9 protein-coding genes and 1 tRNA gene are annotated in these 15,139 nt (G+C 59.6%); 1 reads left to right on the plus strand and 9 read right to left on the minus strand.

The features are described from left to right. Positions 1-49 precede the first annotated feature (49 nt). The 9 genes from HQ912_RS03725 to rpsU all read right to left on the minus strand — a co-directional run bounded on the left by HQ912_RS03725 (position 50) and on the right by rpsU (position 13,909). On the minus strand, positions 50-844 hold the full coding sequence (locus HQ912_RS03725) for a carbon-nitrogen hydrolase family protein (RefSeq protein WP_173406483.1): 795 nt from the start codon (positions 842-844) through the stop codon (positions 50-52). A gap of 12 nt (positions 845-856) precedes the next feature. Further along, complete coding sequence (locus tag HQ912_RS03730; protein ID WP_107323003.1) at positions 857-2,539, minus strand: flavin monoamine oxidase family protein; 1,683 nt, start codon at positions 2,537-2,539, stop codon at positions 857-859. 274 nt (positions 2,540-2,813) lie between these two features. Next, entirely contained in the window at positions 2,814-3,275 is a 462-nt protein-coding gene (locus HQ912_RS03735; RefSeq protein ID WP_024779396.1) for an Lrp/AsnC family transcriptional regulator, read from the minus strand. 199 nt (positions 3,276-3,474) lie between these two features. Beyond that, positions 3,475-4,905, minus strand: a complete 1,431-nt coding sequence (locus tag HQ912_RS03740) for an alanine/glycine:cation symporter family protein (protein ID WP_107323002.1) — start codon at positions 4,903-4,905, stop codon at positions 3,475-3,477. Positions 4,906-5,383: 478 nt separating this feature from the next. After that, positions 5,384-5,460, minus strand: a tRNA-Ile gene (locus HQ912_RS03745). 15 nt (positions 5,461-5,475) lie between these two features. Beyond that, on the minus strand, positions 5,476-9,219 hold the full coding sequence (locus HQ912_RS03750) for a bifunctional diguanylate cyclase/phosphodiesterase (RefSeq protein ID WP_047228084.1): 3,744 nt from the start codon (positions 9,217-9,219) through the stop codon (positions 5,476-5,478). Positions 9,220-9,343: 124 nt separating this feature from the next. Next, entirely contained in the window at positions 9,344-11,191 is a 1,848-nt protein-coding gene (gene rpoD / locus HQ912_RS03755; protein ID WP_047228083.1) for an RNA polymerase sigma factor RpoD, read from the minus strand. 67 nt (positions 11,192-11,258) lie between these two features. Beyond that, on the minus strand, positions 11,259-13,217 hold the full coding sequence (gene dnaG / locus HQ912_RS03760; RefSeq protein WP_047228082.1) for a DNA primase: 1,959 nt from the start codon (positions 13,215-13,217) through the stop codon (positions 11,259-11,261). A 476-nt stretch (positions 13,218-13,693) separates the two neighbouring features. Continuing rightward, the gene (gene rpsU / locus HQ912_RS03765; protein ID WP_002551877.1) at positions 13,694-13,909 is read right to left on the minus strand and encodes a 30S ribosomal protein S21; all 216 of its coding nucleotides are present in this window, start codon (positions 13,907-13,909) and stop codon (positions 13,694-13,696) included. A gap of 199 nt (positions 13,910-14,108) precedes the next feature. Here rpsU and tsaD point away from each other — a divergent pair, with 199 nt between their 5' ends. Next, positions 14,109-15,134, plus strand: coding sequence for a tRNA (adenosine(37)-N6)-threonylcarbamoyltransferase complex transferase subunit TsaD (tsaD, locus tag HQ912_RS03770; protein ID WP_173406484.1), 1,026 nt, complete (start codon positions 14,109-14,111; stop codon positions 15,132-15,134). The last annotated feature ends 5 nt before the right edge of the window (positions 15,135-15,139 follow it).

The raw sequence follows: 15,139 nt of genomic DNA on the forward strand, positions 1-15,139 counted from the left end.
TTCCAGAACAGAGAAGCGCTCATGCTAGCGGATTAGGGAGCGTTCTCAATCAGTGTTTGTTCAAGTCGTCGTAAAGCTCAGGGCGGCGGTCATGCAGGTAGTTGTAGGCCGCACGGCAATCCTCAATCAGTTGCCGATCCAGTTCCCCCACGATCAAGGCCTCGTCCAGCCCGGCAAGGGCAGGGCGGCTGCCATCCGGGGCGGCGATGCTGCTTTGCCCGCAGTACTGCAATTCACCTTCATGACCGCAATAGTTGGCGTAAGCCACAAAACACTGGTTCTCGATGGCTCGGGCGCGCACGGTGACATCGGCGATGAACTCATAGGGCTGCATGTTGGCGGTGGGCACCAGGATCAGTTCGGCGCCGGCCAGGGCCAGGCGCCGGGCGTTTTCCGGAAACTCCAGGTCATAGCAGATCAGAAAGCCGAGCTTCCAGCCGTTAAGCTCGACGATGGGCAGCTCGCTATCGCCAGCGCTGAACATCGCGTGGTCCAGATCGCCAAACAGGTGACTCTTTCGATAATTTGCCAGGCGTTCGCCGTGGGCGTCGATCAGTTGCACCGCGTTGTAAATCTGCCCATCTTCGCTGCGTTCCGGGTAGCCATAGGCGATCGCCAGACTGGCCGCCTTGGCGATGCGAGCGATCTGCTGCGCCCATTCGCCGTTGTAGACCTCGGCCAATACATTCACCGCGTCGACGCCAATGTTGTAGCCGGTCAGGAACATTTCCGGCAACACCAACACATCGGCGCCCCTGGCCTCCAGCGCCACCTGATGCAGGCGTTGCAGGTTGGCGGCCGGGTCCAGCGGCAGCGGTGAACATTGGTAAAGGGCTACACGCATCAAAAACTCCTTTTATTCGGGCAGGGCGATCGGACCGATTTCGTCGAACACGTCACCTGGCCCCGGGTTCTCGGGGTGAGTTTCACCGCCGAAGTGCTTCATGATTCCCCACACGGCATTGAGTGAGGTTTGTACCGCGCCCTCAACCCAGGCCGGTGTCCATGAGACGTCATCGCCGGCGATAAAGATCCCTCGCTGTTCGGCCGGCATGTCGTCCTGCATGAAATGGGCGTACATGCGCTGGTTGTAGCGATAGTGGCCGGGCAGAGCACCTTTGAATGCGCCGAGGAAATGCGGGTCGGCTTCCCAGGAGACGGTGATCGGATCGCCGATGATCCGTGCGGCGATGTCCACCTTGGGGTAAATCTTCTTCAAGGCGTCGAGCGCCAGCTTCACGCGTTTTTCCACCGGATGGGGGAGCATTTTCAGCGCATCGCTCATCCACGAGTACGACAGGCAAATGACCCCTGGCTTGTCATCGCCATTGTCGAACAGATAGGTGCCACGGGTGAGGCGGTCAGTGAGGGTCATGCTCATCAGGTCGCGGCCGGTTTCCGGATCCTTGTCCTTCCAGAAGGGCCGGTCGACCATCACGAAAGTCTTCGACGATTGCATGTAGCGGGTGCGGTCCAGGGCCATCCACATTTTTTGCGAGAACAGCGCCTCTTCGCATTCGATCTGAGTGGTCAGCAGCCAGCTTTGGCAGGTGACCAGCACCGCGGCATATTCGCGGGTGTTGTCCCACACGTCGGTCACGCTGAACCGGCCATCGTCGGCGCGCGCGATGCGCTTCACACCGCTGCGCGGGGCGCCCAGGTGCAAGGAGTTGAGGCTGGTACCTTCTGGCCAGTGCGCGCAGCGCTCCGGCACATGCTTCCAGATGCCATGGGGCACCTGCTCGACGCCACCGACCACCAGATGCTGATGATCGTCGCAATTGGTCATCACCACGCGGAAAATTTCCAGCATCGAATTGGGGAAGTCCGAGTCCCAGCCGCCGGTGCCGAAACCCACCTGGCCGAACACTTCACGGTGCTGGAACGAGAGTTTGGCAAACGCCTTGGACGTGGCGACGAAGTCGTAAAAAGTGCGGTCGTCCCACAGGGGGACCAGGGTGTTCCACAGTTCCTTGAGGCGTGGCACGTCGCGGTCGCGAATCGCCTGCTGGATATCGCCGAAGCGCGAACCGTCCTCCAGCGCATCGGCCCAGGCGTCGGCCACTTCCTGGAACAATGCCGGCAGGTCGGCCAACTTTTGTGCGTAGTAGGTCTGGCCTTCCAGATCGATGACCGTGCTGCCCGAGGCCGGGGTCAAAGGGTTGGGAAACGGTTTGGTCTCCAGGCCCAGTTTGTCGACGTAGTGATAGAACGCCGTGGACGACACCGGAAACCGCATGCCCCCCAACTCGGCAACGACACCCTCGGCGCCGTTGAACGCTTGTGAGCGCAGGCGCCCACCCATTTTCGACGCTTCGTAGACCACCGGCTTGAGGCCCAGCTTCATCAACTCGTAGGCCGCCACCAGACCGGCGATCCCGGCACCGACAATCGCGACTTCTGCCCCGTGGTTGTGGGCGGGAATACTGCCCAGGCCGGCGGGATGCTCGATCCAGTCGTCAAAAGCGAAAGGAAAGTCCGGCCCGAAAATGGTGATGGGCTTCTTGCCGTCTGCTGGGTGGCGATTGTTCTTGTTCATGGCTGACCTTGATTGGGCGACTCGACGCGGCTTTCGCGTCTGAGTATAGGAAAGATGCCAGCCATTCTAGAGAGGGTGAAACACGTTAATAAGACGCAATGTGTCGTCGTTCTGGATTGTTATCAGTCATTTTGATGTGTGGGTTGGTCGTAGTGACGAGTCTGAGCCTGGTGAGTATGGGTATTCTGGCGAAGGCGGTGGGCGGTTACTGGGGAGGCTGGCTGTGCTCGGGTCTTCGTGAGCAAGCCCGCTCTGACAGGTAAGTCGCACCCCTCTAGACCGGCTGCCCCCGATCGATCTTGCTGCTGAGGATGATCGAAGTGGTGGTTTTCTCCACCCCATCCACACTGCCAATCTGATCCAGTAACTGATCCAGCTGCTCCGGTGAATCCGTGCGCAGCCAGGCCACATAGTCGAATTCGCCGCTGACCGCACACAGTTGCTGGACCTGGGCCATCGCACTCAAGCGCCGCAGCACGTCCTTGCCGGAGCGCGGTTGAACCTTGATGCCGACGTAAGCCTGTAACCCGCCGTCTATCACCCGCTGCCCCAGACGCACGCCGTACCCGGTGATGACCTTGGTTTTTTCCAGCCGTGCCAGCCGCGAAGTCACGGTGGTGCGGGCGATGCCCAATTGTCGGGCGAGCATGGCGACGCTTTCCCGGGCATTGATTTGCAGGGCGGCGATCAGTTGGCGGTCGATTTCGTCGAGGACGGGAGGGCGGGTGTCAGACAAGATGGGCTCCGGCGTGGATATCGGTGGCTGGCATGTTACAGGCTCGCATGCCTTTGCCACCTACTCCATTGGGATGCGCTCGGGAATGCCTGCCACCATGACGTTGGTCATGGTGGCAGTATCCGCAGATTTGACGATGCTGGCATCAGCCCGTTTCAGATGCGGCCGCAGCCCAATCCAGGCTGCGACCGGGCCGGGATCATTTCCAGCGATTGGTATCCCATGCCTTGCGGTCGAGATCGAGGTCGGGGAAATTTGCCGGATCGAAGACCGGCCTTGCCACACCGGCTTTCAACTGCGCGCGGAAGTCGTTGATCACCCGTATCGCGGTAGGGAACAGCATCAAAATCGCAATCAGGTTCACCAGTGCCAGAATGCCCATCATCGGATCTGAGAAGAAGAACACCGAGGTGGCGTTCGGGGCCGCAGCGCCGAGGAAAATCAAGCCCAGGATAAACACGCGCAGCACCAGCAGGGCCGGTTTGGATTTGGTGATGGCCGCCAGTGCGTTCTCACCCAGATAGACGTTGTAGATGATGGACGAGAAGGCGAAGAGCAGGATCGCCAGAGTCAACGCGTAGCGCGACCACTCACCAAAATGGCTGGCCAGTGACTGTTGTGTCAGTACGACACCGTCGATGCCTGTTGCACCGGCAACATAGACATCACCCAGCAGGATGATGAAAGCCGTGCACGAGCAAATCACGATCGTGTCGATGAAGACCGAGAACGATTGGGTGATGCCCTGGCTGACCGGGTGATGCACCAGCGCAGTTGCCGCGACGTTCGGTGCGGAACCAAGCCCCGCCTCGTTTGAGAACAGCCCGCGGCGCAAGCCTTGTGCAATCGCAGCCCCCATGCCACCGGCGATGGCTTCTTCATAGCCGAAGGCGCTAGAGACGATGCGTACGAAGAGCGCCGGAATTTCACCGATGTTCATCACGATGACGATCAGGGCAAGCGCCAGGTAACCCAGCGCCATGACGGGCACCACGACATCGGCCGCCTTGGCGATGCGCTTGATTCCACCAAAGATCACAAAACCGGTGACAAGCACCAGGAGTGCCCCGGTCACAAGGCGGCTGATCCCGAACGAATCCTGCATCGCGCCGGCCACAGTGTTGCCTTGGAAGGCATTGAAGCCAAGGCCGAAGGCTGCCAGCAGGCAGACTGCATAAACTATCGCCAGCCAGTTGTAGTTCGAGCCGAGGCCGTGCCGGATATAGTCGGCTGGGCCGCCACGGAAGGAGTGCTCCCCGTCGGTGCGCTTGTAGATCTGGGCAAGCGTACATTCGACGAGACTTGTCGCCATGCCGACGAGCGCGATGCACCACATCCAGAAAACCGCGCCGGGCCCACCGAGCGTGATCGCGACGGCTACACCGGCAATGTTTCCGCCGCCCACGCGGCCGCCCACGGATACGAGTAGCGCCTGTCGCGCGCTGAGGTTATTGGGGTCGCTGTTCTGGTTCTTCCCTGACAGCACGCGGAACATCCGGCCGAAGAATTCGAACTGGACGAAACCCGACATGATCGTGATGAACACTCCGAAGACCACGAGAATGGGTATGAGCGACCACCCCCACGTGAGGCTGTCGACATACCCAAACAGCGTTTGCAGGAATTCCATCTGTTTCTCCTATATTTCTTATTATCGGCGGAATCGCTCTCTTGAGCGTCCCGCGATCAGTTTATGCCTGGTTTTACATCCGATTTCGCGTCTTCGGACGTTTCGGTGCCGCCGATCGTTCCCGATCCGAAAACCCGCTATATGGCACCGTCGAGTCGTTCGAGGGCTAAACCGGCCTTTATCGCTGGCAGTGGCCGGGCCCTGGCGGGCGCAACTGTACTACAGAGCGGTACTTTCGGCGCCCTGAGAGTTGTGCTTAATCAGCCTCAGGGGCTGCCCAATGTCTGTTCAGTTGAGTGCTACTGCCAGTTTGATCTTCTAAACGTCCGGTATAGGCGAAATTCACTATAGCTGGGCGGGTATACATCGCATGGATGACGTGCTTATTGCGCAGCGGTTGTTTATGAAGACCTTTGGCCAGTGCGCCCAGTCTCGCCGCTCAAAAACGCAAAAGCCGCGCAATGCGCGGCTTTCAAGATGGTGGGCCCACACGGACTCGAACCGTGGACCAAAGGATTATGAGTCCTCTGCTCTAACCAACTGAGCTATAGGCCCTCAGTAGGCCGCGGATTATAGCGACGGTTTCTCGGCTGTGCTATCCGAAAAATCCGATACGGTCATACGAAGAAACGTTGCGGCGAACTCTTCGGCGCACAGGGGCAGGCTGACGATGTAGCCCTGGATCTGTTCGCACCCTTCTTCAGCCAGGAATTGTTGTTGGGCCAGGGTCTCGACGCCTTCGGCGATGATGGTGAATTGCATACTGCGGCCCAGCGCGATGATTGCCCGCACGATGGCCACGTCGTGCGGGTCATCGGGCAGGCCACGGACGAAGGACTGGTCGATCTTGAGGAAGTCCAGTGGCAAACGCTTGAGATAGCTCAGGGAGGAGTAGCCGGTGCCGAAGTCGTCTATCGCCAGTTGCACACCGAGTTTTTTCAGCTGGTGCAGCACCGCGAGGGCTTCTTCGGCCTGGCTCATGATGAAGTTTTCGGTAATTTCCAGTTGCAACAAGCCGGGCTTGAGGTGGTGCTCACGCAGCAACTGTTCGATACGCCCCAGCAGGTTGGGTTGGCGCAATTGGGCTCCGGCAAGGTTGACCGACAGCGGGCCGAGGCTTTCGTAGGCGTCGTTCCATTCGGACAGTTGTCGACAGGCATGTTCCAGTACCCAGTCGCCAATCTGCAGGATCATGCCGTTTTCTTCGGCCAGCGGGATGAAATGCTCCGGCGGTACGTCGCCAAATGTGGGGTGGGTCCAGCGAATCAGCGCCTCGGCGCCCACCAGGCGATTGTCGGCAAGGCTGAATTTGGGTTGGAAGGACAACGATAATTCGTTGCGCTCGATGGCGCGTCGCAACTCGTGTTCCAGTGCCACCCGCTCACTGGCCTGGGCGGTGAGGTCGCGGGTGTAGCTTTCAACCCGGTTGCGGCCCTTGGCCTTGGAGCGGTACATCGCCGCGTCGGCATTCTTGACCAGCGTGGCGACGTCGCAGCCATCCTGTGGGTAAAGACTGGTGCCGATGCTGGCGCTGATGAAAAACTCATGTTCCCCGGCCTGGAACGGTGCGGCAAAGCAATTCAACAGTTTTTGGGCAATGTGTTCGGCGTCGCTGGGTTGTTGCAGGCCTGGCAGCAGGATGATGAATTCGTCACCCCCCAGGCGCGCCACGGTATCGATATCGCGCAACTGCTCGCGCAGGCGCACGGCGATACCCTTGAGCAGCAGATCTCCCACCGGGTGTCCCAAGCTGTCATTGATGTGCTTGAAGCGGTCCAGGTCCAGGAACAGCACCGCACCCTGGCCGCCATCTTCCTGCTGGCTGTTGAGCGCCGTCAGTAATCGGCTTTCGAACAATGTGCGATTTGGCAGGCCGGTGAGCGGGTCGTGGTGCGCCTGGTAATCGAGTCGGGCCTGGGCGTGCTTGAGGCTGGAAATATCGGCAAAGACCGCAACGAAATGGGTGATTTCCCGATCCCGGTTACGCACCGCGCTGATGGTCAGCCAACTGGGATACAACTCGCCGTTTTTACGCCGGTTGGAAATCTCCCCCTGCCAGTGTCCCTCGGCGGTCAACTGGTGCCACATCGCGGCATAGAACGCACTGTCATGCAGGCCGGAAGCCAACAGCCGCGGCGTGTGACCCAAGGCTTCGGTTTCGCTATAGCCGGTGATCTCGCTGAAGGCGCGGTTCACCGCGCTGATGTGCTGTTGTGTATCGGTGATCAGCACGCCTTCGGCAGTGCTTTCGAACACGGTGGCTGCCTGTTGCAGTTTTTCCTGCATCAGGTGGCGTTCGGTGATGTCCCGGGCGATGGTCAGCATGCAGTCTTCGTTGCCGATGGGCAGAGGGCGGCTGGACACTTCGCAGAGCCTTATCTGCCCATCGTTACGGCGGATATGACATCTGAAGTCCCTGACATAACCGTCTCGTTGCAATTGGTCGAGCATCTGTTTGCGCTCATTGAGGTTGACCCAGATACCCAGGTCCAGGGTGGAACGGTCCACCGACAAGGCGCTATTGAAACCGGTAATACGGCTGAAGCCTTCGTTGACCTCAATCAGCAGGCCGTCGCTTTGCCGGGACAGTAGCAGGCCGTCGGGCGAGGCATGAAAGGCCTTGGCGAACTTCTCTTCGGAAGTCTGCAACTGCTGCTGGGTTTCCTTGAGCTGGCTGATATCACGGACTACCACGACCAGGGCTGGGGTGGTGTCGAGGTCGAAGGGTTCGGCCGAGATCAGCCCGGTGAACACCTGGCCATTGCTGCGGCGGAAAGGCATCTCCAGATTGCGGATACTGCCGGCCTGTAATCGTTGCAGCAGGCCCGGGCCGACGTCCTGGATGCCCCAGATGTTCAGTTCGGTCGCGGTTTGGCCCACCACCTCTGCGGCGCTCAGGCCAATCTGCTCCTCGAAGGCTTTGTTGACCTCCAGCAGGCAACCGTCCATCAGGCGCGCTATCACCAGGATGTCCGGACATTGACGGAATACCGAGGCGAATTTTTGCTCGGAGAGGCGCAGCGCTTCCTCGGTGCGTTTGGCTTCGCTGATGTCGATCATCAACCCGCGCATCACCGGTTCGTGGCCGTGTTCGATCAGGCTGACAATGTCGCGCACCCACAGGCAGCGGCCGTCAGCAGTGATCACGCGGTAATCAATGCAATGGTCCCGGCCCGCCAGCACTTCATGCTCACAATAGCTCTGGGCGCGGATCAGGTCGGCAGGATGAATGATGTTGCGCCAGAACCCTGGAATCAGCCAGTGGGAGAGGGGATAACCGAGCAGATCTTCGGCGTGAGGCGACACGTAGCTGTAGGTGAAGTCACTGACCCTTGCCTCCCAGGCAATTGCTGAAAGGCTCTCCACCAGCCCGCGGTAGTGGTATTCGCTGCTGCGCAGTTCTTGTTCCAGATCGACTCGTCGCGCGATCTCTGAGCTGAGGCGGCGATTGATGCGAATCACCGCCGCAAGGACACCGCTCAAGAGGAGCAGCGCAGGCAAGCCGTAAACCAGCAGGTCTGACCAGAACCTTCGGTAATCTCGGACATTGCCGACCCATTTCTCCTGGATTTCGCTGATCTGGGCCGGGCTCATGTCCGCTATCACCTTGTCCAGGATACCCACCAGTATCCTGTTCTCCCGGGGGACGCCCATGGCCAGTTGATAGCGATAGGGTGTTTCTCCGCTGACATAGAGCCCGTCAAGCTTGAGTTGGCGCAGGCTCCAGACACTGGAAGCCAGGTCGCCCACCACCGCATCCACTTTATCTGTGGCCAAGGCTTGCAAGGCTGAGCTGACATTGGGCAGCGCCACCAGATTCAGGTCTGGATGGTGGTTGCGCAACAGTTCGTGGGGCGCATAGTTTTCCACCACGGCGATTTTCAGCCCGTACAAATCCTCAAGGTTATGAGGTTCTGCACCGCCATGATGGGCCAGGATGACGATGGGGAAGTCCAGATATGGGCGGGTGAAGGCCAGGTAGTTCTGACGTTCGGGCGTGGACATGATGCCGGGTAAAAGATCGATTTTGCCCTGTGCGACCTGCTCCAGCACCATCGTCCAGCTGACGGGCTCGATAGGCGTGAGCGTGACAGCCAGCCGCTCGCGGATAACATCCACGTAGTCGGCGGCCAGGCCCTGATACCGCCCCTGATCGTCGCGAAATTCGAACGGTGGCCAGGAGGCGTCGACACCCAGGCGCAGGTCGGGGTGGTCCTTGAGCCAGCGGCGCTCTTCGTCGGTGAGCGTCAGCGCGCCAGCCGTTGCGGTCCAGCTCATCAATGACAGCAAAATCACGGCCGTCAGTCTGGGCATCACGGTCTCGTCATGGCTTGGGGAGGATGTTTCGAGTGTAGACGGGCAATAGGGCGGGGGGGCGTAGCGGGGGGATTTTATCTGCACATAACAAAACCCCCGGCAGGGCCGGGGGTTTTTAACATCACTCGTCGAGGAAGGAGCGCAGGTGCTCGCTTCGCGTCGGGTGGCGCAATTTGCGCAAGGCCTTGGCCTCGATCTGACGAATCCGCTCGCGGGTTACGTCAAACTGCTTACCGACTTCCTCAAGGGTGTGGTCGGTATTCATGTCGATGCCGAAACGCATGCGCAGTACCTTGGCTTCACGGGCAGTGAGGCCGGAGAGTACTTCGCGAGTCGCTTCCTTGAGGCTCTCAACGGTGGCGACATCAATCGGCGACTGCATGGTGGAGTCTTCGATGAAGTCACCCAGATGGGAGTCTTCGTCATCACCGATCGGGGTTTCCATGGAGATCGGCTCTTTGGCGATCTTCAATACCTTGCGGATTTTGTCCTCAGGCATTTCCATGCGTTCGCCCAGCTCTTCCGGAGTCGGTTCACGACCCATCTCCTGCAACATCTGCCGGGAAATGCGGTTGAGCTTGTTGATGGTCTCGATCATGTGCACCGGAATACGGATGGTGCGGGCCTGGTCGGCGATCGAGCGAGTGATCGCCTGACGGATCCACCAGGTGGCATAAGTCGAGAACTTGTAGCCGCGACGGTATTCGAACTTGTCCACCGCTTTCATCAGGCCGATGTTGCCTTCCTGGATCAGATCGAGGAATTGCAGGCCGCGGTTGGTGTACTTCTTGGCGATGGAGATCACCAGACGCAAGTTCGCTTCGACCATCTCTTTCTTCGCGCGGCGGGCCTTGGCCTCACCGATCGACATGCGACGGTTGATGTCCTTGATCTCGGCGACGGTCAGGCCGGTTTCGGCCTCCAGCGCGGTCAGCTTCTGCTGGCAACGAATGATGTCCGGTTGCAGGCGGGCAATGGCTTCAGCGTATTTGCTTTTGCCTTTGGCCAGTGCATCGGTCCAGCTTTCGTCGACTTCGTGGCCAGGGAACTGACGCAGGAAATCAGCACGTGGCATGCGGGCATCACGCACGCACAGTTGCATGATCGCGCGCTCTTGCTGACGCAGACGATCCAGGGCGCCGCGGACACGCTCGACCAGGCCTTCGAATTGCTTTGGCACCAGTTTGATCGGCATGAACAGCTCGGCCAGTGCCAACAGCTCGGCAATTGCCTGCTTGTTGTTGCGGCCATGCTTCTTCAGCGCCTTGCGGGTGATTTCCATCTGGTCGGCCACAGCGCCGAAACGCTGGGCAGCGATGACCGGATCCGGACCGCTTTCGGCTTCTTCTTCGTCGTCGCTGGCTTCGGCGTCGTCGTCATCGGTGTCGTCGTCGGCCTTGGCGGCTTTCGCGTCGATCGGCGGCGGCACTTCGGCTGCAGGCGGCGCGATACCGTCGTCCGGGTCGATGTAACCGCTCAGGACGTCGGACAGGCGGCCACCTTCGGTGGTTACGCGGGTGTACTCGGAGAGAATATGGTCAACCGTGCCAGGGAAGTGCGCGATTGCGCCCATCACTTCGCGGATGCCTTCTTCAATGCGCTTGGCGATTTCGATTTCGCCTTCACGCGTGAGGAGCTCTACCGTACCCATTTCACGCATGTACATGCGCACGGGATCGGTGGTGCGACCAATGTCGGTCTCGACCGCTGCCAACGCTGCGGCCGCTTCTTCAGCGGCCGCCTCGTCGGTATCGGCGTCGGCCAGCATAAGGGCATCCTTATCTGGAGCAACCTCGAATACGTTGATCCCCATGTCGTTGATCATGCGGATGATATCTTCCACCTGTTCCGGATCTGAAATATCCTCCGGCAGGTGGTCGTTGACCTCCGCGTAAGTCAGGTAGCCCTGCTCACGACCCAATAGGATCAACTCTTTGATACGAGACTGCTGTTGCGCTTTTCCGGACATAACACCCTATCCACTGAAGGTCTTGGCGGGCAAAAAACAAGCCGAGGATTATACCTGAGCTGTGACCTCACGCGCCAGTTGAGGTCGGGTTTGATGCGCAAACATTGCGGCTGAGTAAATCGCGCAATTGGTTTTTCTCTTCGCTGGTCAACTCGCTCTGGCGAGCTTTTCGCAGAAGTTGTTCCAGATTTCGCTCGCGTTGGCGGGCGGACAAGCTAGTAATGGTGTCGAAAAACTGTTGTTCAAGGTTGTCTCCATCAATCAACCATTCCTTCTCGGCCAGGGCCTTCAACAGGCGCCCTTGTTCGGTGCCGTGCCACCGGGCGATCAACTGGAAAGAGTTAAGTTTGGGGTTCTTCTGCACGGCTTCAAGGAGTGCGATCAGCAATTGCGTATTGCTGTGGTCCTCGGCGGCGAAGTGCCCAGCGTCCTCGACCTTTTCAGCCAGTTGCGGGTGGTGCAGCAAAGTCCGCAGGGCGGCCAGTGTTGGTGGTTCGACGGCGGCCGGCACGCGCGGGGCACGTGGCTGGTCGCGATCGCCGCGCTTACCGTTCTTGTCCCAGGGTTTTTTGTCCCATTTCTTGCCGCCGCTGCCCGGTTTCTTGGGTGTCCATTCCTGCGCAGGTGCGTAGTCCTGCTGAGGTTGATGATAGTCGGCGAAATCCGGCATCGCGTCGTAATCAATGCCTGGGTCGTAAGCCGGCGGTGCTTCCTGGGGGGCGCTGTGGACCAACTGATTGACCGCTTCGCTGTTCAGGCCGGTGATTTCGGTCAGACGCTGGCGCATCAGTGTGCGCAAGTTGGCGCCGGGTACCTTGTCGATCAGCGGTGCCGCGAGGGTGGCCATATGGGCCTTGCCTTCGAGGGAGCGTGGATCGGCTTCTTCGGTCAACTGCTGGAAAAAATAATCGGCCAGCGGTTGCGCGTGCTGGTTGATCCGCGCACGGAAAGCATCGGTGCCTTCGGAGCGCACCAGGGTATCCGGGTCCTCGCCCTCGGGTAAAAACAGAAAGCGCGCTCGCCGCCCATCCTGCAGGCATGGCAATGTCGCTTCCAGTGCTCGCCAGGCGGCATTGCGGCCGGCCTGATCACCGTCGAAGCAGAACAGCACGCTGGGCACGACGCGAAACAGGCGCTTCATGTGCTCTTCGCTGGTGGCGGTGCCCAGGGTCGCAACGGCATTGCGCAAACCTTGCTGGGCCAGGGCGATCACGTCCATGTAACCTTCGACGACGATGATTTCGTCGAGGTTGCGGTTGTTCTTGCGCGCTTCGTACAGCCCGTAGAGTTCCTGTCCTTTATGGAATACCGGGGTCTCCGGGGAGTTCAGATACTTGGGTTTGTCGTCGCCCAGGACCCTGCCGCCAAACGCGATGATCCGTCCGCGCGTGTCACGGATCGGGAACATTACCCGGTCGCGGAAGCGATCATAGCGCTTGCCGGTTTCGGCATTCTCGATCAGCAGGCCGGCGTCGATCATCGCGCGTTGCTGCAAGGTGTCGCTGCTTAAGTGCTTGTACAGATTGTCCCAGCCGGGTGGGGCAAAGCCGAGGCCGAAATCCCGGGCGATTTCCCCGGTCAGGCCGCGGCCCTTGAGATAATCCACGGCTGCCTTGCGGGCAGGATGGCTTTTGAGGGCCTGGCGATAAAAATCGGCCGCCGCGGTTAGCAATGGGTAGAGCGGCGAGTCGGTGGGTTGGCGCGGTTTGTGCGCTCGGCCACTTTCCTCGCGGGGAATTTCCATGCCGGCGGCTTTGGCCAGTTCTTCGACAGCCTGGGGGAAGTCCAGGTTGTCGTGGTCCATGATGAAGCCGAGGGCATTGCCGCCAGCGCCACAGCCGAAACAGTAGTAAAACTGTTTGTCGGGGCTGACGCTGAAGGACGGGGTCTTTTCCTTGTGGAACGGGCAGCAGGCCGTGTAATTCTTGCCGGCTTTTTTCATTTGCAGGCGAGAGCTGACCACATCGACGATGTCGGTGCGGTTCAGGAGGTCGTCAATAAAGCTCTGGGGAATCAGCCCGGCCATGGCGTTCTCATCATCACTGCGCGAAATATGGACCCGAAATCAGCAGGCGTAACCGACTCTTGGTCTTGAGGCACGGTAAAACGGTGGCTCGACCGGGTCGTCTGCATCATCGCTGTCGGGAAGTGTATCTGCCGATAGTCCACTGACGTTAATCACTAATCAGTATTCGACTGTTTGAATATGTTGCGCTGAGTCCGGTAACGGCCGTTCAGGCCACGGATCATCAGGCGGGCACGCAAGCAGGTGCCTTGGGCTGATCGTCGTTAGAGGAATCAGGGTGTGCTCGTCAGTAGCCTTGGAAGGCTCGTCAGAAGAGACGTGCACCGCTGGCAAAAGAGCCAGGTCTGACGTGGTAAAGCAGGTTGTCTCGGTCGCATGTGCGACTTTGACAGTGAAGCATCAAGCGTTTTCCGCAAATGCCATAAGCCCGGCTTGAGGGCCGGGCTTGGCAGAAGCTTGCTACGGACGTCTGTGTATTAGTACAGACGTACGGCGCGGCGCTGTTCGCGCTGAACTTTCTTGGCGTGACGCTTAACAGCGGCTGCTGCTTTGCGCTTACGCTCGGAAGTCGGCTTCTCGTAGAATTCGCGGCTACGAACTTCAGCCAGAACACCGGCTTTTTCGCAGGAGCGCTTGAAACGACGCAGAGCTACGTCGAAGGGTTCGTTCTCTTTTACTTTGACGGCTGGCATCCAGAGCTACCTTCATTCATTACCGGGGTCAACATCCTCGCGGCAAAAGAGCACTTGAAGACGTCGGTTTTTAAGGGTTGCGGATGTTAACCCCTCATCGCTCGGAATGCAAAGCCTCTGATCGAAAACCGCTGGTCGGGGCACAACGCGACGACTATTATGCGCGCCTTCGAATTCAGCCTCTACAAGGCGCAAACCCATGCTAGTACTGGGATTAGAAACCTCCTGCGACGAAACCGGTGTCGCATTATACGACAGTGAACGCGGCCTGTTGGCCGATGCGCTGTTCAGCCAGATCGACCTGCACCGCGCCTATGGCGGCGTGGTGCCCGAGCTTGCGTCCCGCGATCACGTCAAGCGCATGCTGCCCTTGATTCGCCAGGTCCTGGCCGAGGCCGGCTGTGTGCCGACCGAGATCGACGCCATTGCCTACACCGCCGGGCCGGGCCTGGTGGGCGCGCTGCTGGTGGGTGCTTCCTGTGCCCAGGCGCTCGCCTTCGCCTGGGGTATCCCGGCCTTGGGTGTGCATCACATGGAAGGTCATTTGCTGGCGCCGATGCTGGAGCCGCAACCGCCTGAGTTTCCGTTCGTCGCTTTGTTGGTCTCTGGCGGTCATACCCAGTTGGTCCGGGTCGATGGCATCGGCCAATACGAACTGTTGGGGGAAACCCTGGACGACGCTGCCGGTGAAGCCTTCGACAAGACCGCGAAGATGATGGGCCTCAATTACCCGGGCGGACCGGAAATCGCACGGTTGGCGGCCCACGGAGTGGAGGGGCGTTTCGTCTTCCCGCGGCCGATGTGTGACCGCCCCGGCCTGGATTTCAGCTTCAGCGGCCTGAAAACCTTCGCCCTGAACACCTGGCAGCAATGCGTCAGCGCCGGAGACGACGGCGAGCAAGCCCGTTGCGACATCTCGCTGGCGTTCCAGCAGGCGGTGGTGGAGACTTTGACCATCAAGTGCAAGCGCGTCCTGAAACAGGCCGGACTCAAGCGTCTGGTGATCGCTGGCGGAGTCAGTGCGAACAAGGCTTTGCGCGTGTCACTAGAGAACATGCTTGGCAGCATGAACGGCGACGTTTACTACGCCAGGCCGGAGTTCTGCACAGATAACGGGGCGATGATTGCCTTCGCCGGATGCCAGCGTTTGCAAGCCGGCCAGCACGAAAGCCTGGCAATCAGCGTGCAGGCGCGCTGGCCCATGGAGCAGTTGTCACCGCTGTAGGGCGA

It is taken from the genome of Pseudomonas sp. MPDS, from assembly GCF_013283895.1.
GTDB lineage: Bacteria > Pseudomonadota > Gammaproteobacteria > Pseudomonadales > Pseudomonadaceae > Aquipseudomonas > Aquipseudomonas rhizophila.

What these genes read in the sequence shown, in the direction of transcription:
- HQ912_RS03740 (WP_107323002.1), bottom strand. Translation starts at nt 4,905, where the DNA reads ATGGAATTCCTGCAAACGCTGTTTGGGTATGTCGACAGCCTCACGTGG.
- rpoD (WP_047228083.1), bottom strand. Translation starts at nt 11,191, where the DNA reads ATGTCCGGAAAAGCGCAACAGCAGTCTCGTATCAAAGAGTTGATCCTA.
- tsaD (WP_173406484.1), top strand. Translation starts at nt 14,109, where the DNA reads ATGCTAGTACTGGGATTAGAAACCTCCTGCGACGAAACCGGTGTCGCA.
- rpsU (WP_002551877.1), bottom strand. Translation starts at nt 13,909, where the DNA reads ATGCCAGCCGTCAAAGTAAAAGAGAACGAACCCTTCGACGTAGCTCTG.
- HQ912_RS03750 (WP_047228084.1), bottom strand. Translation starts at nt 9,219, where the DNA reads ATGCCCAGACTGACGGCCGTGATTTTGCTGTCATTGATGAGCTGGACC.
- HQ912_RS03725 (WP_173406483.1), bottom strand. Translation starts at nt 844, where the DNA reads ATGCGTGTAGCCCTTTACCAATGTTCACCGCTGCCGCTGGACCCGGCC.
- HQ912_RS03730 (WP_107323003.1), bottom strand. Translation starts at nt 2,539, where the DNA reads ATGAACAAGAACAATCGCCACCCAGCAGACGGCAAGAAGCCCATCACC.
- dnaG (WP_047228082.1), bottom strand. Translation starts at nt 13,217, where the DNA reads ATGGCCGGGCTGATTCCCCAGAGCTTTATTGACGACCTCCTGAACCGC.